Origin of the sequence: Peptoniphilus ovalis (genome assembly GCF_018919265.1) — a bacterium.
Classification (GTDB): domain Bacteria; phylum Bacillota; class Clostridia; order Tissierellales; family Peptoniphilaceae; genus Peptoniphilus_A; species Peptoniphilus_A ovalis.
Window position 1 is genome coordinate 267,278 of sequence record NZ_JAHLQO010000001.1, and the last position, 19,504, is coordinate 286,781.

The window sequence follows — 19,504 nt, forward strand, 5'->3', positions numbered from 1 at the left end:
GAGGTTAAAATGAAAAGACGTAAAATTTTATTAAATTTAATAATTTTTTTGGTGGCGATATTTTTCGCCTACCAAGTCTTTTCGTACATAAATAAGAAGACTGACGAGAAAAAATCTGTAGAAATTTATTCCCAAATTGAAGAAAAATCTACTACAGAAGATGAAAAAATTGATTTTAATTATTTAAAGAGCATAAATCCTGAGATTATCGCATGGATTAAGTCTAGCGAAGGAAGCATTGACTATCCAATAGTTAAATCAAGTAAGGACAATAGTTTTTATCTAAGACATGATGTAAGTGGAAATAAAAATATTTTTGCATCAATTTTTATGGATTACAGAAATAATGGAATTCATGATGATTTTGTGCTAATTTATGGTCACATGACTAAAAATAATTCAATGTTTGGCTCTTTAAATAAATTTAAAGAAAATCCTAACTATAAAGATTTTACTTTCTACACAGAAGATGGTGAGATTAAATCAAGAGCTGTCCTTGCAGGGATTATCCCTGGAGAAAGTTATATAAATCCAAAAGATTATAAAGACTTTAAGAAGAGAAAAGAATTTTATAATCTTGTAAAAGATAATGCTGTTTTCGATTCTTCTTATGAATTAAAAGAAGAAGATGAGATGATAAATTTAATAACATGCACCTATGAGAGAAAAAATTCAAGGCTCGTAGTTGTAACTATAAAAGAAAACCACTGAAGTTTATGGGGTCACCACAAAGTTCAGTGGTTTTTATAATTTATATATACTGCTATCTTTTTTAATATTACTGTAAAAATAAATTGAAAGCATAAATACTATGGCTTCTGATATTATTGCTCCGTAGAATAAATATTTTGTTCCCAAGATTTTCACGCAAAGGTAAAGTGCAAGGAATATGCAAACTGATCCTCTTAGCATATTTATTATTATTGAATATCTTGGTTTTCCTATGGCTGATGCCATAGATGCTATAAATAAATTATGTCCCGCTAAGAAAAACATAAGTGCATAAATTCTCATTGGTCTAATTGATGATTCAATCATTGATTTATTTTCCAAAAACATATTAAATAATGTCTCTGCTCCAAAAAAAGATATTGCATACATTATTAATGAAATTACAAATATTAATGCAAAGGACATATTTACGATTTTTCTACTTTTTTCCACTTCTCTTGATCCATGGTAGAAGGATAAAAGTGGGAGCGTGCCGTGACAAACTCCTTGAAATGTTGAGTTTGCAAATAAGGACATATAGTTTATAACTGCATAGGGTGATATGAAGTTCGAAGAAAGATATCTCATTATAAATGTGTTAAATATAAATACTATTGTAGCTGTGTTAAGCTCTGATATAAATTCTCCAAATCCATATGCTACTACTTTTTCAAGGTATTTTATACTTTCCTTTAGGCTCATCTTTATTTTTTCCACTCTAAGATAACCTTTATGTGATCTAAAGTGAATCCAAAATATTATTACCGACAAAAGCTGAGCAGTTCCTGTTGCGATAGCTGCTCCTCTTACTCCCATTTTAAATTTATCTATAAATATATAGTCTAAGATTATATTTGTGATACAAGCTGACAATGCTCCAATTATTGCAGTTCTTGGATAACCGTCGACTTTTACAAGCACTTCAAAGGCATAGGATATTATAAAAAATGGTGAGAATAAAATTATCACTGACAGATAATCTTTTGATAGATAAAATAAACTGGAGTCAGCTCCTAGAAAATAAATTATCTTATCTATAAAGATTAGTCCCAAAATTGCAAGTGTTGTTGAAAATAATATTATAAAGATGAGTATAAAGGTAAAAACTTTATTTGCCTCGTCTCGATTTTTCTTGCCAAGCTCCATGCCAATTATGGTCTGGGCTCCAACTCCTGTAATTATTGCGATTGCAAATAAAAAATTGACATATGGCACTACTATTGTAATCGCAGAAAGTTCCTTTTCTCCTGCAAAATTTGCAACGAAAAACCCATCTACAATTGTATATATTGAGAAAACCCACATGGCAATTATAGACGGTATTACAAACTTAAAAAATTGTCTTTTAAGACTCATGATACACCTCTATATAAGGATTATATATCAGCTGCAAATTTTTATCAATTGAAGCATACTTCACAGCCTTTAGTGGTATAAATAAATTATAAAACAATAAATAATGGAAGGATGATTATTTGAAGATGCCTACAATTTTCATAGGACATGGATCTCCTATGAATGCTATAGAGAATAATGTTTATACAGAAAAATGGAAAGAAATTGGAGAAAAAATAGAAAAGCCAAAGGCAATACTTTCTATTTCTGCTCATTGGTTTACTAAGGGGTCTTTTACAACAAATGAAGCAAATCCTCGCACAGTTTATGATATGTATGGATTTCCAAAAGAGCTTTACGATATAGTCTATGACGCACCTGGTGCTCCAGAACTTGCTGATGAAATTAGTAAAAAACTCAATATAGATATAGACAATTCATGGGGAATTGATCATGGAACTTGGTCTGTCTTACATCACATGTATCCAAATAGAGATATTCCAGTTTTTCAAATTTCTATTGATGCAACTAAGGATGCAAGATACCACTACGAGCTTGGAGAAAAATTAAAATATTTAAGAGATGAAAAAGTATTAATTCTTGGCAGTGGAAATGTCGTTCACAATTTAAGACTTGTCGATTACAATAAAAAAGGTGGATTTGACTTTGCAATAGAGTTTGATAGAAAAATTAAAGAAGATATATTAAATAAGAATCACGAAAATATTATAAATTATAAAAACTATGGTGAGATAGCTGATCTTTCTGTACCTTATATGGACCATTTTGCCCCTTTGTTGTACGTTTTGGGAGCAAGTAATAAAGATGCTAGCGTTCTATGCGAAGGTTTTGAATTAGGCTCACTTTCTATGACATCTTATATTTTTGATTGATATTTGTGTTTTAAAAAAATAAAATATAAGTATGAAGAAATGGGGGATTTTATGAAACCAATTATCGGTATTAGTCTTAATTCACTTAAAGATATATCGCAAAAAGATGTTGGAGAAATTGGAACAGAAGGACAAGACTGGCAACTGCTTGCAACTGACTACATTAGAGCAGTTGAAAGAAATGGAGCAGTGCCAATTATTATTCCAAACCTTAAAAATATTGAAGACTTGACTCAAATTATAGATAAACTTGACGGAATAATTCTATCAGGTGGTCATGATGTAAACCCGAGAACTTACGGCGAGAGAAATAGTGGAAAGGCTGGAAAGTTCGACAATTTAAGAGATGCTTGCGAGATTTTCATCACTCAATATGCTCTAGAAAAAGATATTCCTATTCTTGGAATTTGCAGAGGATTTCAAATTTTAAATATCACCCTTGGAGGAACTGTTCATCAAGATTTAAAGACTGCAGGTTATCCAGAGCATTCTCTATCAAATTCTAATAGAAACGAAGCATCTCATTCTATAAAAATAATAGAAAATTCTCCTCTATTTGAAATATTTAATAGGGAAGAAGCTTGGGTAAATTCCTATCATCATCAAGGGATAAATACACTTGGAAGAAATTTAAAAGTTGCTGCAACTTCAGAAGAAGGCTTAGTCGAAGCAGTTTTTCTTGAAAATAAAAAGTTTGTGCTTGCAGTTCAGTGGCATCCTGAAATGATGTATGACAACAAAGATATGAATAAGATTTTTGAAAAGTTTATAAATTCATGTAATTAATTATTAATTTGCAATTATTAAAACCCTCCAATAGGAGGGATTTTTACTTATTGTTTGGATTTTGTCTGAAGTCTTTTAAAAGTTTCATTCCGTCCATTATAAACGGTCTTGTTGTATTTTGATTGTACTCGACATCGTATTTTCCCATCAAATAATCTGAGAGTTCTCTTTCGTTCTTTACTACTACTGCTTGATAGGGCTCATTAAAAGAAAGTTTTTCTATAAACATTAATTTATTTTGATATGGCACAAGTATTCCAGTATGGCCTATAAATAAAATATTTCCGTCAATGTCGTTATTGTCGTGAAACCACACATTTATCATTCTCGCCTTGGAATCAGCAAAGGAAATTCCTCTTTCTTTAAAAGTTTCTTCGATTTTCTTTATTTGATCATCTTTATTTGCACTTTCAGCTGCAGGTACTGGTGCAAAAAGTGTCTGAAATTCGCTCTTTTTAGTTTCATCAAAATCATCACTAAACTCACTTTCAATTGAAGCTTTGTCAAAGGCAAGTATGCTTGAATTGTCTTCAAGTTTTCTATTTATTTTTATATTTTCTCTGTCTAGTAAATAGGTATTAATTCTGCAATTTGAGCCAATTCTATTTTCTTTTTTATAAAACTCATCGACTGTGTCATTGTAATCAACTTTAAAGTCTTTTACCTCAGTAAATCCATCTGCAAAGGGAAGTTTATGATTTACAAAAATATTGTAGTCAAAAACATTTTTTAAAAATTCTTCGATTATTTCTTCACTAATACCTGCATCTTTTAGATATAGCTTTACAATATCTCTGTCTTTACTTGTAGCAATATTTGAAATCTTTACTGATTCCAGTGCTTCTGTCCTATCTTTATTACATCCTGCAAATATAAATAAAGAAATTACTAATAAAATTAAAATCTTAAATCTTTTCATAATCTACCTCTTTTTTATATAATAATTATATTGAATTAAATTGACAAATAAAATATTCATTGTCAATTTTAAATTATCTAAAGTGATTTTATAAATTAAAGTGAGGACATTATGGGATTATTATTTAATGACGAAAAAGAAATAAAATATGCAGTACATGAAGAATTTAAAAATACAGACAATTATATGGTAGCTATTAAGCATGATAACATTGGTAAGAATCTCTTGAAATTAATGGTTTCTGACTTGTTTTATACCATTGATTCAACGAGAACTTTTGTCATAAATTTTAATGAAGATGGGATTTATGAAAAGGAAATTTCAAATTCAATGAAAAGAGATTTTCTATTAATGCCATGGAGCGAAGTAGAAGATTTTGAAGTAATTGAGAAAAATAACAAGGTCTTTATAAAATTTAAACATATTGGAAAGGGAACTGGCTATGAAATTCCCTTTAATGGCAAAATATTTAATGATAATAAAGTTAATTTTAAAAATTTAAAAGATAAAAATTTTTTTCAAATAATTTAATGCATTAAAAAACAGCTCTAGGGCTGTTTTTTATTTGCTAAATTTAATTTTTAATTCATTATTAAAGCTCTTAATTTTATAAGCTACATATATTGCAACTATTAACTCTGTTATTACCATTGTAAACCAAATTGAGTTTGGTCCAAATACAGTTGGAAGTATATAGATTAAAATTCCGCTTATAAGCGCGCCCCTTGCAACAGAAACTATAAAGGAAGTTCTCGGCTTCATAATCGCTTGAAAATAATATGTTGAGAAAATATTAAAGGGAAGAAGCAAGAAGGAGATTCCATAGCTTGATAAAATAGCGGGTGCTAATTTTAATATTTCTTCTGTTGGTTTCATAAATATATTTATAAATAAATTTGGGAATAACTCTATTACAAGAGTCCAAGCTATTCCAAAAAATGCCGCCGTTATTAAAGAATATTTTAAAGTTTCTCTTATTCTCTTTTCATTCTCAGCACCAAAATTTGCAGATATTATAGGCTGTGAAGCTTGGCCAATGCTGTATGCGCAACACTGAACAAAGGTTGATATATTTATAATAACTCCATAAATTGAAAGCTCACTTGTTCCAAGATATTTTAAAATCTGTCTGTTGAAAAATATTGTTAAAATTCCCATGGCTATATCTATGAAAAAAGTTGAAAATCCTGTCTCAGTTATTTCTTTTATCATTGTTAATAATTTCTCCGGCTTTTTAATTTCAAGAGAATTCTTTTCACTTCTAAAATGTCTTAACATCATTAAAAAAGAAAGGACTGATCCAATTGCAGTTGCAAGTCCAGCTCCCATTATTCCCATATCAAGTGTAAATACAAAGAAATAGTCTCCTATTACATTGAAAATTCCACCGAATAACACTGCTCTTGTTGCAAGAACAGGGTTTCCATCATTTCTTAAAAATGCTGCCAAAAATTGGTTAAATAAAAAGCATGGAACTACAAATTTTATTGGGAATAGATAACTTTTTGCAAGATGCAAAAGTTCATCATTAGAGCCAAAAAATTTTAAAAGTTCGCTGTCAAAAAATATAATTCCTATCCAAGACAAAATTGACAAAAATAAAACACCTATTAAAGATGCTGTAAAGTACTCATTTGACTTCTTGTGATATTCTTCGGACCTTCCTCTTAAAATGGAAAAGTAAACTGATCCTCCAATTCCCATGAGAAGTCCTAAACTGTAAATTATATTCCACACAGGGCTTACAATTGCAAGAGCAGCTGTACCATCTGGTCCTTGATATCTTCCAACCATTGCCATATCAACGATTCCATAGATTGAAGATATAAGTGCACTGCCAAAGGCAGCATAAAGATATTTTAAATACATTGGTTTAATTTTATCAGTAAGAAAATTCATAAATCCTCCTAAAAATATAAAATAAAATTAAAAAAGCTGGATAAGAAACAGATATCTCAATCTGTTGCCTTATCCAGCTAATTATTTCATAGAATAATTTGCCCTCCGAGCAAGCTTTACTATTATATATTAAATTAAAAATGAAAGTCAAGTTTTGAAAAGTTTATTTCTTTTGATTTTTATCTAAATCCCTATCCTTAGACACTCTTGAAGAGAATTTAAAAAACTCAATTGCCGATAAATGCCCAAGGTATTCAAATTGACATATATTTTTGTTTTCCTTACTTTCGATTTTTCTAAATACAAAATAGTGATCCTTAAAGTCTTTAGAATTTTTCGCATTTAATCTAAAGTACTCGTGATGTGTGGAAACCATGTGTTGAAGTAAATCATCGGCTAAAAATGTAAGTGGAATATTTATATTTGCAAATTTATAAAAATCCTCCTCAAATTTAGCATAATTCCTAGAGAAATAATCAAATTGAACACTATTTTTTTCTAATTCATTCATAGTTCCTCCATAAGTATTATTCTAATAATTTCACTAAATGAAATGTACTTGGGCTCATCTCCACTTAGATAAATATTTGTATCTATAATTTCTTCTATTTTGCCAATAAAGGGCTCTTGTCTAACATTTGTATAAATCATAATTTTAAGTTTGTTGATATAAACCTGAGTTATTAAGATGAGAATTTCTTCATCGCTCATTTGCTCCGATATATCTATTTCATCACCCATATGATTTAGTGCCGTTGTATGCTCTGAAATAAAAAATCCCATCCACTTTGCCATGCCTCTATCTACGTATTCTCTTGCAGATTTGTAGGGAAGATAATCTCTTTTAGCCATTATGTACCATCCATTCCACCGCAATGTCCGCCAATTAACTTACTTCTTTCGATTACACGAGACCCTTCTACAAGTGAAGTTGCCCTTTGAACAGAGGTAAATCCGAATCTATTTCTAATTTCATCAATGGCTCTATCAAGTTTTTCTTCTTTTTCGATTTTTGCAATGTCATCGAAAAAATTAAAGATTGTACGAGATTCGTCAACTAAATTATCATAACTAACACCGAGATTTCTAACAGATCCTCCATCGTATTTTTCGCGAAATAGTTTGATAACTTCGCTGCAAAGTACCTTAGTTGACTGACTTGGGTTAATTGTCCTTCTCGCATTAATTGAATTTTTATTCTCCCCATAGGAAAAGCCAACATAAATCGCCACAACTGATGCCTTTTTCTTAATTCTTCTAATTCTTATGGCAACTTGCTCTGCAATTTCTCTTAGCACAATTTCAATTTCATATTGGCTTTTATAATCTCTTGGAAGTACCTGTGAATTTCCAAGACCTTTAGACTTTGGCTTATATGGAATAGATGGCTTAGATTCATCAACTCCATTGGCATGAAACCAAAGCTGAAGTCCAATTACTCCAAGCTCATTTTTTAAAATATCTGGATTGTAATTTGCAAGGTCCTTTACGCTATAAATATAGAGATTATTTAACCTCTTTTTCATTCTTTTTCCAATTCCCCAAAAATCTGTAAGATCACCAATACTCCAAACCTTGTTTTCAACATCTTCGTAGGACCAATTTGCCCTCATAGTCCTTGTCTTTTTGGCTTCATTGTCAAGGGCAAGCTTTGCAAGAAGTGGATTTGCATTGCTCATTCCAACAGTTGAGTAGACTCCTGTCTTTTTCCAAATTTCGTGTTGAATTCTCTCAGAAATTAAATCAAGCTTTCTCCTTCTATCCATAGATTTATCCCTAATAAAATAATCGAGGCTCTTTGTAAGATCAATAAAGCCTTCATCAATAGAATAGGGATGGATATCTTCATTTGGTGCATAATTTTGAAAAACTTTTTGTATTTTTAAATTTTCTTCGATATATAGAACCATGCGAGGCGGTACAATTAATGTATTTTCTGCCCATTTTTGTACATGTTTTATATATTCCTTTGTGATTTCAATATTTTGACTCCTTGCATTTTCAAAGCTAAACTCTCTAGTGTCTATATCAAAGGGGAGATCTCTTGCTCTTCCAACATTATTTTTGCCAAATACTTTTTTAAAAGTAGGAGAGCTTGCAAGTATTAATCCATTGCTGTGCTCGCTCCTACTCATGACGCAAAGAGAAGTAGTTAGTGGATCTAGATTTCTCTTTACGCATTCAACACTGGCATAAAATGACTTAATATCAACAAAAGCAATATCAGATTTAGGCTCTAAAGAATAATCAATAATACCCATAACTTCCTCCTTAAACAAAAATTTAAAAATATATTTAAACTTAATATTTAAATATGAACAACAGTTTGTTTAACATTATTGTAGGTCAATTTCTATAAAAATGCAATGGAATTAATGAAAAATAAATATATTTTTAAAACTTTGTTCTTATTTCTGATTTATGTTTGATTTAAATTTGTAAAAAACCTTATTTTTTAATGAATGTTTAATATACTTAATATTGGTTATATATTGAATGAAAAGATTAAGGGGGAAGCGAAATGATTAATTTAATTGTAAAAATTATAGTAAGTGCTATTGCAATTCTAATCACATCAGCTTTATCAATTGGCGTGCAAGTCGATGGATTTATGACTGCAGCTTGGGTAGCTATCGTGATCGGAATACTTGATTGGGCGATTAATAAATTTACTGGTATAGATGCATCACCTTTTGGTAGAGGTGCTGTAGGATTTATAGTAGCAGCTATAATTCTTTATATTACAGGACGTTTTGTAGATGGATTTAATGTATCAGTTATTGGTGCAGTTATTGGTGCAGCAATTCTTGGTATTGTTGATTCTTTCTTACCAGCAGATAAAAAAGTTATGTAATGATAAAAGGCTCGAATAAATCGAGCCTTTTTTAATGCCATAAATTACTAAAAGTTATCCACAATTTTTGATATTTATTCACATTTGTGGACTATTTTTGATAATTTATGGCATTTTCATTATAAATATATTAAAATATTTTTGTTTTGTGGATAAATATTAAACTTCACCAACTTTATCCACATTATTTGAGATATGATTTTTGCTTATTTTATAAATTTATAACTAATAATTAGGTTTAATAAATTAAACTCTAGATTAGATACTTATAAAAAAAATTAATAATAAAAAAGGAAGATATTTCTATCTTCCAAAATCTTCTATTATATTTTCAATTATTCTCGAATTTCTTGAACTAATATTGTAATAAATATTATTAACTCTTAGGGTAAGTCCAGTTTTTACAAAGGAAATCTTGTTTCCACTTGTAAAATACACATTTATATAATTTGTAATCTCTGCATTTGTGTCTTTATTTGCCTGTTTTCCCCTCAATTTATTTAAATTTTTAACTATTTTTTCTACACTTCTTTTGTCATTTATTGTCTTCATATTTCCAGTTTTAAAACCAATTATTTCTACATAATCCACATCTTTTGGATTGATATCTACGATTTTATTGCGCGATGAGATTAAATTTACGCCAAGAAATAGAAGCACTATAAAAAATAGAATTATAACAATTCTTGATTTATTACCTCTCTTTTTTCTTCTCATTATAAATAAAGTACTCCATTCATAAATACGTAAGCTCTTCCACCGACTCTAACGAGCTTATCATTATCTTTTATATTTGCCACAACCTTAGATGTCCTACCTATATAATTTCCCTGAGTTGAAAAAATCTCTTTTTCGTCTGTGACATTATTAGAATGTAGATAGTGCATTGTCGCAGCTGTAGATGTTCCGCTTCCAAATTCTTCATCAACTCCAATAATAGGAGAGAAAGTTCTCTGTTTTACATTTTTACCATCACTTGTTGTGAATACATGAAGTGAGATTATATCTTCTTCTTTGCAAAGCTTAAGAGCTTTTTCTCTATTGATATTTATAGAAGACAGAACTTTTTCATTTTTCACAGGTACTAATATATCACAAGTTCCAGTTGAAATTTTTTCAATATTGCAAGTTCCACAAATTTCAAATCCTAAATCTTCTTCTTTTATTCCTAAAATTTCAAGAACTCGATTTTTGTCTTCAAAATCCTCTTTTAATTTGATTTCTAGATTCATATAGATGTTTTGTGTCTTGTGATTTGAATATTCCAATTCTACTGGTATTTTGCCAATATTTGTGTGTTGGATAATTTTTTTAATTCCAGAATCTAGTGGCTTTATATATTCATTTTCTGCAAGTGCATAAAATGTTGCAATAGTTGCATGGCCACATAATTTTATTTCTTCATTAGGTGTGAAAAACCTTGTAGAGTATCTATCTCTGTCAAGCTCTGTCACAAATACTACTACAGATTGATTGATGTCCTTTGCAATATTTTGCATTTCTTCATCAGTTAAATTTGTGTCATCTATAATTACACCAGTGGAGTTTCCCATAAATGCTCTGTCAGAAAAAGCTGAAACTAAATAACATGTATAAAATCTCTTCATCTAATCACTGCCTCTCCAATAATAAGTCTATAATTCTTGAAAGATCTTCTTCACCATAATATTCTATCTCGATTTTTCCAACTTTACCCTTCTTTTTAAAATCTACTTTAGTACCAAATTTACGAGATATTTCAGTCTTTATGTCTTCTAGATAGATATCTTTTACTACACTTCTAGATTTTTTCTTAGTAGATTTCTTTTCATTGTCATTAACTGGAAGGGCGTGTTTTACAATCTTTTGAGCTTCCTTATACTGTTCATCTCCATCTTTAATAGAAAGGAGATTCTTTCCATGTGATGGAGAGATTTGTCCTTCTTCTAATAATTTTAAAACTCTGGGATCGAGCTTTAAAAGCCTAATAGTATTTCCTACATATTGTCTACTTTTTCCAATTTCTGAAGCAAGTTCTTGTTGTGTTAAGTCTTGTGAATCTAATAAATGTCTATAACTCATGGCTTCTTCAACTGGGTTTAAGTCTTTTCTTTGGATATTTTCTATAATTGCAATTCTATCAGATATATCTTCAGATACATCTCTAATTATTGCAGGAACTGTATCAAGCTTTGCAATAATTGCAGCTCTATATCTTCTTTCTCCTGCTATAATTTCGTATTTGTCATCTTTTTTCTTTAAAAGAAGTGGTTGAATAATTCCGTATTTTTCAATAGATTTAGCAAGCTCTTTAATTTCTGCTTCATCAAATCTCTTTCTAGGTTGATTGACATTGGGACTTATTTTATCAATATCAATTTCAAGTAGAGATGAATTATCTGAATCTATAACTTCTTTTAATTTTTCACTTGATGTCAAAAAATTTCCTATTCCTCTTCCAAGTCCTTTACTTCTTGTCATCTAATTCACCTATGATTTCCTTTGCAAGCTTCTTATATGCCCACGCACCCCTTGAGAATTTATCATATTCTAAAATACTTTTGCCAAAACTTGGTGCCTCTGCAAGTCTAACATTTCTTGGTATTTTTGTCTTAAATACTTTATCTTTAAAAAAGTTATTTACCTCATCAACTACAGAATTAGAAAGATTATTTCTAGAGTCAAACATGCAAATTAAAACTCCCAATATATTTAAATTTGGATTAAAGTTTTCTCTAACTAATGTAATTGTGTCGATTAACTGACTTACTCCTTCTAATGCATAGTATTCAGATTGTACTGGTATTAAGATTTTATCACTTGCTACAAGAGACATTATTGAAAGTACTCCAAGAGATGGAGGCGAGTCTATTATAATGATGTCATAATCTTCTTTTACTTCATCTAATACCTTCTTTAATCTAAATTGCCAGTTTTCAAGCTGTGAAAGTTCAAGCTCAACACCAGCAAATTCCCTATTTGAAGGAATTATATTTAAGTTTTTAGTATTAGTTTTATAAATTGTTTCCTTATTTTCATCAATTATAAAATCATAAATCATATTGTCAAATTCATAAAGTCCAAGTCCTGAAGTAGAGTTACCCTGTGGGTCCATGTCTACTACTAGAACTTTTTTGCCTTTTTGAGCAAGGGCAGCTCCTGTATTTACAACGGTTGTAGTCTTTCCAACACCGCCTTTTTGATTAAAAACTGTAATTACAACAGACATATCTTACCTCATTTCTATAAGAAATATAATAACATGTTTAGAAAAACTTTTAAATACAAATAGAGAAAATAAAAAAATTAATGCTCTATGTAGAGCATTTAAGTTAACATAAAAAAATGCTCCACGTGGAGCATTTTACTTTTAAATATTTTGCTCTACGTAGAGCTTTTTATTATAATGGCTGTTTTCTAGGTTTCCCTCCGCCTCTTGGGTATTTCTTTGGAGTTGGTTTAATTTTTTTTATCACTATTAAATAATGGTCTATCTCATCTGGAAGATTGACTTTTATAATATCAGAAATCTCAGCACCCATAGTCTTGATTGCATTCTCTGCTTCTTTTATTTCTTCTTTATATTCTGGACCCTTTTGAGAAATAAAATATCCGCCTACTTTTACAAAGCCCAAAGTATATTCGGATAAAGTTGCTAGGTTTGCAACAGCTCTCGAAAGTGCTATGTCATATTTTTCTCTGTACTTTTCGTTTCTTGCCGCTTCTTCAGCTCTTTCGTGAACTGCAATAATATTATCTAGTTTTAACTTTTCAATTACTCCATTAAGAAAATCAATTCTCTTTCTTAAAGAATCAAGAAGAGTTATCTCTAAATTCTCGTTGTATATCTTAACAGGCATCCCAGGAAATCCAGCTCCAGTTCCTATATCGATTATTTTAAGGCCTTCTTTAATTACTCCTGATTTTAATATTGAAAGTGAATCTAGGAAGTGCTTTACATTAAATTCATCTTCTTCAGTTATTCTTGTGAGATTAGTATGCTCATTGTATTCTAAAATTAATCTTTTATACTCCTCAAATTTATCAATATTTTTCGTATCTAAATCATAATCTTTAAAATAGTCAATTAGCTTCATTTTTTCTCCTCATTTGTTCAAGATATATAAGAAGTACATTTATATCAGCAGGGGAAACTCCAGTAATTCTAGAAGCTTGACCAATTGATTCTGGCCTAATATCAGATAGCTTTTCTCTTGCTTCAATTCTTAGTCCATCAATTGATTTATAATCCAAATCTTGGGATAATTTTTTGTTTTCAAGCTTTTTAAACTGTTTAATTTTTATCTCTTGCTTTTCAATATATCCTTCATATTTTATCTCGATTTCAATATTTCTTATAATATCAGGTCTCACATCAGGTCTTTCTGGGTCAAAAACTCGTAATTTATTGTAATCAAGTTCTGGTCTTTTAATCATTTCATATAGAGTAAAGGAATTTTGAGTTTCCGTTGATCCAAGAGATTTTAAAATTTCATTATTTTCTCTTGTAGGATTAATTTTAATCTTTTTAATTCTTTCAATCTCTTTATTAATTTCTTCTTTTCTATATATATAACCTTCATATCTTTCATCACTTACAAGTCCAATTTCACGACCCTTTTCTGTAAGCCTTAAATCAGCATTGTCTTGTCTTAAGGTTAATCTATATTCAGCTCTTGAAGTCATCATTCTATATGGCTCGCGAGTTCCCTTAGTTACTAAATCATCAATTAAAACTCCAATGTAAGCTTCAGATCTGTCTAATACAAATTCATCTTCGCCCTTAACTTTTCTCGCAGCGTTAATTCCTGCTATAATCCCTTGAGCACCTGCTTCTTCGTATCCACTTGAGCCATTGATTTGTCCTGCAAAGAAAAGTCCTTCAAAGTCCATATGCTCTAAGCTTCTCTTTAGAAGTGTTGCATCAATTGCATCATATTCTATTGCATAGGCAGGTCTTAAAATTTTACAGTTTTCAAGACCTATAATTTCTTTATAAAATTGTTGTTGCACTTCAACTGGTAGGGAAGAAGAAACACCTTGAATATACATTTCATCAGTAGTTAGTCCTTCTGGTTCAATAAAAACTTGATGTGAGTCTCTGTCGGAAAATCTCATTACTTTATCTTCAATAGAAGGACAATATCTAGGTCCTTTTCCTTCAATATCTCCAAGTGCCAATGCAGATCTTTCTATATTATCTCTAATAATTTCATGGCATTTAGGAGTAGTGTATGTTAAGTGACAAAGTTCTTGCTCTTTATCTAAGTTTTTATCAATATTTAAAAATGAAAATGGAATTATTTCTTCATCTCCAGGTTGCTCAACCATTACTGAAAAATCTATTGATTTTCTTAAAACTCTCGCTGGAGTTCCAGTCTTCATTCTCTGAAGTTTCATTCCAAAATCTTCAATTAAGCTTTGAGAAAGATGATTTGCTGGTCCAAATCCACTTGGTCCTGATGAATAATTTACTTCACCCATAAAGATTCTAGCTTTAAGATAAGTTCCAGTACAAACTACAACTGTCTTAGTGTTGTATTTACAGCCATTTCTTGTGAGAACTCCAGTGATTTTATTGCCATCTCTTAAAATTCTAACAGCTTCATCTTCTACAAGGTATAGATTTTCTTCATTTTCTAAGACTCTTTTCATCTCTTCATGATACTTTCTCTTGTCAGCTTGTACTCTAAGTGAGTGAACGGCTGGACCTTTAGAGCTATTTAACATCTTTGATTGAATAAAGGTCTTGTCTATATTTATTGCCATTTCTCCGCCCAATGCATCAATTTCACGAACAAGATGTCCCTTTCCAGTTCCACCTATATTCGGATTACAACTCATTTGGGCGATTGAATCTAAATTTATACATAAAAGTAAGGTTTTTGCTCCAAGCCTTGCACTTGCAAGAGCTGCCTCACTTCCAGCATGGCCGGCTCCAATTACAATAGTGTCGAAGTCTCCAGCTTCAAAATATTTAATATCTGCCATTAATACCTACTTTCCAATACAAAATTCTGAAAATACTCTGTCTAAAATATCCTCTGTAGTTATAGTTCCAGTAATTTCAGAAATATGGCCAATTACATTTTCAATATCAACTTCAATTAAGTCTAAGAATTCCTTTCTGTCAATGCCATTTCTAACCTCAATTAGGTCTTCTTTTGCATCTTTTAGGGCATTTACATGTCTTAGATTAGATAGTGTTGCATCAGAAGAAATGACTATTTCTCCGTCAAAGAATAAATCTATAATTAGCTTTTCGATTTTTTTAATAGACTCATTTTCCATGACAGAAAGTCTCAAATAATCATCTCCAAAATGATTTTTTATTTCTTCATCAGTAATCTTTTGTTCTAAATCATCCTTATTTAGGATAACTATATATTTTTTATTTTCAATTAAGTTTAAAATTTCTTCATCATCTGAATCAAATTCGCGAGATAAGTCAAAAATTGCAATTACAAGATCTGCTTCTTTTAACTTTTCTCTTGCAATATTTACACCAATTTTTTCAACTTGGTCATCAGTTTCTCTAATTCCTGCAGTGTCAGTGATTTTTAAGAGGACTCCATCAAGATTTATATAATCTTCAATTACATCTCTTGTAGTTCCTGCAATATCAGTTACAATGGCTCTGTCGTATTTTAAAAGTCCATTTAAAAGTGAACTTTTTCCAACATTTGGTTTGCCCAATATAACTGTATTTATTCCATCCCTTAAAAGTCTTGAATTTTTAGAATTATCTAAAAGATTATCAATTTTATCTAAAATCTTTTGCGATCTTTCATCTAGACTGTCATAAGTTGCATTTTCAATATCATCTTCAGGGAAGTCAATATTTGCAACGACTAGAGCCTGCATTGAAATAAGCTCATCAATCATATTATTTAAAACTCTACTTAGCTCTCCATTTAACTGATTAAGCCCCATATCAAAGGAAGTTTCAGTCTTGGATTTAATCATATCTATTATACCTTCAGCTTGAGCAAGGTCAATACGACCATTTAAAAAACCTCTCTTGGTGAACTCGCCCCTTTCAGCAAGTCTTGCTCCCTTAGATAATAGAAGATTTAAAATTCTTTTAACTGCTACAACACCGCCGTGGCAGTGAACCTCTACAATATCTTCTGCAGTATAAGAGTGAGGTCCTTTCATCTTTACAACTAAAACCTCATCTATAATTTTATCTCCATCATAAATATGACCATAGGCAAATTTTCTGTTTTCAAATTCTGCCATGCTCTTTTGGCTAACACCTTTAAATACCTTATCTATTATTTCAATTGAATCGTCGCCACTCATTCTCACTATAGCAATTCCTGCTTCTCCAATTGCAGTTGAGATAGCGGCAATAGTATCCTTTAAATTTTCCATTGAATCAGTCCTTTTAATCATAATACTACAATTAGCCTAAATAAAAAAGAAGGCTTTTAATTTATAAAAGCCTTAAAAATTAATATTCTCTTTCTTTTTGAATTACTACTTTTCTAAAAGGATCTCTTCCTTCAGAATGAGTAAGCACACCATCAAAATCTTGAAGTTTAGTGTGAATTATCTTTCTTTCATAAGAATTCATAGGTTCAAGCTTTATAGGTCTTCCAGATTTAACAACTTTTCTAGCCATTTTTTCAGCTAACTCTTCAAGAGTGTGTTTTCTCTTTTCCCTATAACCGCTGGAATCTAAGCTAACTCTTATATATCTTGAAGATTTCTTATTTACTAAAAGATTTAAAATGTATTGAATGGAATCTAATGTAACGCCTCTTTTACCAATTAAAATACCAAGTCTACTTTCGTCTCCATTGATATTTACATTTAAAGTATCAGAAACAAGTTCCATTTCAACAATATTTTCAAGTTCTAAAGTCTCTAGAAGTTTAGAAATAAATTCTCTTGCAGTTTCAAGAATTACTTCATCTTCGTCATAATCTTTTTCACTATCTTCAGATGTAATTTCTTCTGATTTGTAGTTTTCATAATTTTCTTCTGCATCAATTTTATTTACTTCGACAATTTCTTCTGTTTCTAAATTATTAGTAAAATCATCTTCATTATTTATAGAAATATCATTGTTTTCGATTTTAAGTTCATCATTTTGAACTGCTTGTTGGCTCTCCTCTGATTCTATATTTTCACTAAATATTTCGTTTAATATGCTTTCTGTTTCATCTTTAGTAGAAGTAACTTTAACAGTAGCATCTTTAGAACCAATTAGTCCTAAAAATCCTTTTTGACCTTCGTCTAGGATTTCTATTTTAGCATCTTCTCTTGAAATATTTAATTCTTTAAGAGCCTGACTTACTGCTTCATCTACGGACTTTGCCGTTTTTATTACATAACTCATTTTTTATCCATAACCTCTTCAACTTCTTCTTCTACAATCCTGTTTGTTATAAATTGTTGAACAATTGAAAATAAATTTGAAACTGTCCAATAGATAACAAGTCCTGCTGCGTATCTTCTAGCCATTGAAAAAATTAAAATTGGCATAACTATCATCATAGTGCTCATCATTGATTTAGCTTGATCTGCTCCTGCACCTTGAGTAGCAGGGTTTTTCATAGAAATAAAACTTACTAAAAATGTAGTAAATGCAGATACAATTGGCATAATCAATGTAGGATCTGGATTATCTATATTCGGAATATAGAAAAAGTTTTTACTAATAGACTCATATAAGCCTGGTTCTTTAAAAATAAAGGTTTGTGGACTTAAGAAAACTCTATAAAACGCGATTAAAACTACCATAGTGATAATCATTGGAAGGCATCCACCAGCCAAATTATAATCAGCATCTTTATAAAGTTTTTGTTGTTTTGCAGCTAGAGTTTGTGGGTCATTTTTATATTTCTTTTGTAACTTTTGCATCTCCGGTTGAAGTTTTGCCATTTTCTTTTGATTTCTCATTTGAGAAATATTAAGTGGCAAAATTAAAAGTTTAATAATAATTGTAGCAATTATTATTGAAAGAGCAAAAAATGAAATACTAGCTGGTTCACTAGGCATAATATTTGCAAGCATATCATAAATTAACTTTACAAATGAGCCTAAAATTGAACTAATTGCACTCATTAAAATTTTCCCCCAATATTAAATGAGAGGATCGTAACCACCTTCGTGAAAGGGATGGCATTTAAGGATTCTTCTAATAGTTAAATAAGTTCCCTTAAAAAAACCATATTTTTCATAGGCTTCATAACTGTATTGTGAACATGTAGGTGTGAATCTACAGTGTCTGCCAGGTAAAAGATATCTAGAAATGACATTTTGATAAAATCTAATCAAAATCATGCAAACTCTCTTCATCTTTTCACCTTCTTTTGCCTTTTTAAAACAGAGAAAAAAGAATTTTTAAAATCTTTAAAGTCTGCCTCAGGGGCATCTTTTTTCACCACAAATACATAATCCATTCCATTGGATAATTTGTCAGAATTTTCTCTTATAATATGTTTTAATCTTCTCTTCACAAAATTTCTCTTAACAGCATTTCCTATTTTTTTAGTAGTAGTAATACCACATCTAGGATAGTTAAAAGAATTTTTTGCAGTAAAAAGTGTAATATATCTCGATCCAGATATATTTTTCTTGGCATAAACTCTTTGAAATTCACTGTTCTTTTTTAAATAACAATCCTTCATTTTAAACCTTAAGCTGAAAGTCTCTTTCTACCTTTTCTTCTTCTTGCCTTTAGAACTGCTCTTCCTGCTCTAGTTCTCATTCTAGCACGGAAACCATGTTCTCTTTTTCTTTGTTTGTTCTTTGGTTGATAAGTTCTCTTCACATTTCTCACCTCTTTCCATTCTTAATATTTTATTTACAAATGCTTCTAATGTCAAGTAAAATAAGGGTTTTTTCATATTTTTATACAGATAAAATCCTAAAATCTAAAAGTCATATAAAGTTCAAGTTGTTGATAAGTCATCTCCAATTTGTTAAAATGTATGTGGATAAATTTTATATGTATGTAGATAGAAATAAAATTGTTTATAAGTAAAGTTATTCACAATCTGTTAATAACTTGTTGATAATTTTATTTTTATTTTTCTGTTTTTTGTAAAATATGAGATTTTTTTAATAATTTATTCACATTTTCTAAATAAAAGCCTTGTTTATAAGTTAATTATC

At 30.1% G+C, this 19,504-nt stretch carries 23 protein-coding genes; 5 read left to right on the top strand and 18 right to left on the bottom strand.

Annotation, left to right across the window (positions count from 1 at the left end):
* The first annotated feature begins 9 nt into the window (after positions 1–9).
* Positions 10–711, top strand: coding sequence for a class B sortase (locus KQI68_RS01195; RefSeq protein ID WP_216548196.1), 702 nt, complete (start codon positions 10–12; stop codon positions 709–711).
* 33 nt (positions 712–744) lie between these two features.
* Here KQI68_RS01195 and KQI68_RS01200 read toward each other — a convergent pair whose 3' ends face one another.
* A complete protein-coding gene (locus KQI68_RS01200; protein ID WP_216548198.1) occupies positions 745–2,067 on the bottom strand; it encodes an MATE family efflux transporter in 1,323 nt (440 codons plus the stop codon).
* A gap of 125 nt (positions 2,068–2,192) precedes the next feature.
* On the opposite strand from KQI68_RS01200, the gene ygiD reads away from it, so the two are divergent.
* Positions 2,193–2,939, top strand: coding sequence for a 4,5-DOPA-extradiol-dioxygenase (gene ygiD, locus KQI68_RS01205; RefSeq protein WP_246541215.1), 747 nt, complete (start codon positions 2,193–2,195; stop codon positions 2,937–2,939).
* Between the two features lie 51 nt (positions 2,940–2,990).
* Positions 2,991–3,725 (top strand): gamma-glutamyl-gamma-aminobutyrate hydrolase family protein, encoded by a 735-nt coding sequence (locus KQI68_RS01210; RefSeq protein WP_216548202.1) that lies wholly within the window; start codon positions 2,991–2,993, stop codon positions 3,723–3,725.
* Between the two features lie 43 nt (positions 3,726–3,768).
* Here KQI68_RS01210 and KQI68_RS01215 read toward each other — a convergent pair whose 3' ends face one another.
* Positions 3,769–4,644: a DUF4300 family protein gene (locus KQI68_RS01215; RefSeq protein WP_216548204.1), complete on the bottom strand. Its 876-nt coding sequence runs from the start codon at positions 4,642–4,644 to the stop codon at positions 3,769–3,771.
* A gap of 111 nt (positions 4,645–4,755) precedes the next feature.
* Here KQI68_RS01215 and KQI68_RS01220 point away from each other — a divergent pair, with 111 nt between their 5' ends.
* Positions 4,756–5,175 (top strand): histidine kinase, encoded by a 420-nt coding sequence (locus KQI68_RS01220; RefSeq protein ID WP_216548206.1) that lies wholly within the window; start codon positions 4,756–4,758, stop codon positions 5,173–5,175.
* 30 nt (positions 5,176–5,205) lie between these two features.
* On the opposite strand, the gene KQI68_RS01225 is transcribed toward KQI68_RS01220, so the two are convergent.
* The 4 genes from KQI68_RS01225 to KQI68_RS10475 all read right to left on the bottom strand — a co-directional run bounded on the left by KQI68_RS01225 (position 5,206) and on the right by KQI68_RS10475 (position 8,804).
* Positions 5,206–6,543 (bottom strand): MATE family efflux transporter, encoded by a 1,338-nt coding sequence (locus KQI68_RS01225; protein ID WP_216548208.1) that lies wholly within the window; start codon positions 6,541–6,543, stop codon positions 5,206–5,208.
* Positions 6,544–6,706: 163 nt separating this feature from the next.
* The gene (locus tag KQI68_RS01230) at positions 6,707–7,054 is read right to left on the bottom strand and encodes a DUF5960 family protein (protein ID WP_216548210.1); all 348 of its coding nucleotides are present in this window, start codon (positions 7,052–7,054) and stop codon (positions 6,707–6,709) included.
* A complete protein-coding gene (locus tag KQI68_RS01235; protein WP_216548212.1) occupies positions 7,051–7,395 on the bottom strand; it encodes a hypothetical protein in 345 nt (114 codons plus the stop codon). The genes KQI68_RS01230 and KQI68_RS01235 overlap by 4 nt, the downstream gene beginning before the upstream one ends.
* Positions 7,395–8,804, bottom strand: a complete 1,410-nt coding sequence (locus KQI68_RS10475; RefSeq protein ID WP_216548214.1) for a Y-family DNA polymerase — start codon at positions 8,802–8,804, stop codon at positions 7,395–7,397. The genes KQI68_RS01235 and KQI68_RS10475 overlap by 1 nt, the downstream gene beginning before the upstream one ends.
* Before the next feature lie 260 nt (positions 8,805–9,064).
* On the opposite strand from KQI68_RS10475, the gene KQI68_RS01245 reads away from it, so the two are divergent.
* Complete coding sequence (locus KQI68_RS01245) at positions 9,065–9,397, top strand: phage holin family protein (RefSeq protein WP_216548215.1); 333 nt, start codon at positions 9,065–9,067, stop codon at positions 9,395–9,397.
* Between the two features lie 303 nt (positions 9,398–9,700).
* Here the strand turns inward: KQI68_RS01245 and KQI68_RS01250 are convergent, their stop codons facing one another.
* The 12 genes from KQI68_RS01250 to rpmH all read right to left on the bottom strand — a co-directional run bounded on the left by KQI68_RS01250 (position 9,701) and on the right by rpmH (position 19,160).
* Positions 9,701–10,114 (bottom strand): hypothetical protein, encoded by a 414-nt coding sequence (locus KQI68_RS01250; protein WP_246541201.1) that lies wholly within the window; start codon positions 10,112–10,114, stop codon positions 9,701–9,703.
* Complete coding sequence (locus KQI68_RS01255) at positions 10,114–11,004, bottom strand: PhzF family phenazine biosynthesis protein (protein ID WP_216548217.1); 891 nt, start codon at positions 11,002–11,004, stop codon at positions 10,114–10,116. Before KQI68_RS01255 ends, KQI68_RS01250 begins: the two co-directional genes overlap by 1 nt.
* Before the next feature lie 4 nt (positions 11,005–11,008).
* Complete coding sequence (locus KQI68_RS01260) at positions 11,009–11,857, bottom strand: ParB/RepB/Spo0J family partition protein (protein WP_216548219.1); 849 nt, start codon at positions 11,855–11,857, stop codon at positions 11,009–11,011.
* Complete coding sequence (locus tag KQI68_RS01265; RefSeq protein WP_216548220.1) at positions 11,844–12,605, bottom strand: ParA family protein; 762 nt, start codon at positions 12,603–12,605, stop codon at positions 11,844–11,846. The genes KQI68_RS01260 and KQI68_RS01265 overlap by 14 nt, the downstream gene beginning before the upstream one ends.
* 172 nt (positions 12,606–12,777) lie before the next feature.
* Complete coding sequence (rsmG, locus tag KQI68_RS01270; protein ID WP_216548221.1) at positions 12,778–13,473, bottom strand: 16S rRNA (guanine(527)-N(7))-methyltransferase RsmG; 696 nt, start codon at positions 13,471–13,473, stop codon at positions 12,778–12,780.
* Complete coding sequence (mnmG, locus tag KQI68_RS01275; RefSeq protein ID WP_216548222.1) at positions 13,460–15,367, bottom strand: tRNA uridine-5-carboxymethylaminomethyl(34) synthesis enzyme MnmG; 1,908 nt, start codon at positions 15,365–15,367, stop codon at positions 13,460–13,462. The genes rsmG and mnmG overlap by 14 nt, the downstream gene beginning before the upstream one ends.
* 6 nt (positions 15,368–15,373) lie before the next feature.
* Positions 15,374–16,753, bottom strand: coding sequence for a tRNA uridine-5-carboxymethylaminomethyl(34) synthesis GTPase MnmE (mnmE, locus tag KQI68_RS01280; RefSeq protein WP_216548223.1), 1,380 nt, complete (start codon positions 16,751–16,753; stop codon positions 15,374–15,376).
* Between the two features lie 79 nt (positions 16,754–16,832).
* On the bottom strand, positions 16,833–17,723 hold the full coding sequence (gene jag / locus KQI68_RS01285; RefSeq protein WP_216548224.1) for an RNA-binding cell elongation regulator Jag/EloR: 891 nt from the start codon (positions 17,721–17,723) through the stop codon (positions 16,833–16,835).
* The gene (locus KQI68_RS01290) at positions 17,720–18,451 is read right to left on the bottom strand and encodes a YidC/Oxa1 family membrane protein insertase (RefSeq protein WP_216548225.1); all 732 of its coding nucleotides are present in this window, start codon (positions 18,449–18,451) and stop codon (positions 17,720–17,722) included. Before KQI68_RS01290 ends, jag begins: the two co-directional genes overlap by 4 nt.
* Before the next feature lie 18 nt (positions 18,452–18,469).
* Complete coding sequence (gene yidD, locus KQI68_RS01295; RefSeq protein WP_216548226.1) at positions 18,470–18,685, bottom strand: membrane protein insertion efficiency factor YidD; 216 nt, start codon at positions 18,683–18,685, stop codon at positions 18,470–18,472.
* Positions 18,682–19,017 carry a ribonuclease P protein component gene (gene rnpA, locus KQI68_RS01300; protein WP_216548228.1) on the bottom strand — a complete coding sequence of 112 codons (336 nt, stop codon included), beginning with the start codon at positions 19,015–19,017 and terminating at the stop codon, positions 18,682–18,684. Before rnpA ends, yidD begins: the two co-directional genes overlap by 4 nt.
* Before the next feature lie 8 nt (positions 19,018–19,025).
* On the bottom strand, positions 19,026–19,160 hold the full coding sequence (rpmH, locus tag KQI68_RS01305) for a 50S ribosomal protein L34 (RefSeq protein ID WP_216548230.1): 135 nt from the start codon (positions 19,158–19,160) through the stop codon (positions 19,026–19,028).
* Between the last annotated feature and the right edge of the window lie 344 nt (positions 19,161–19,504).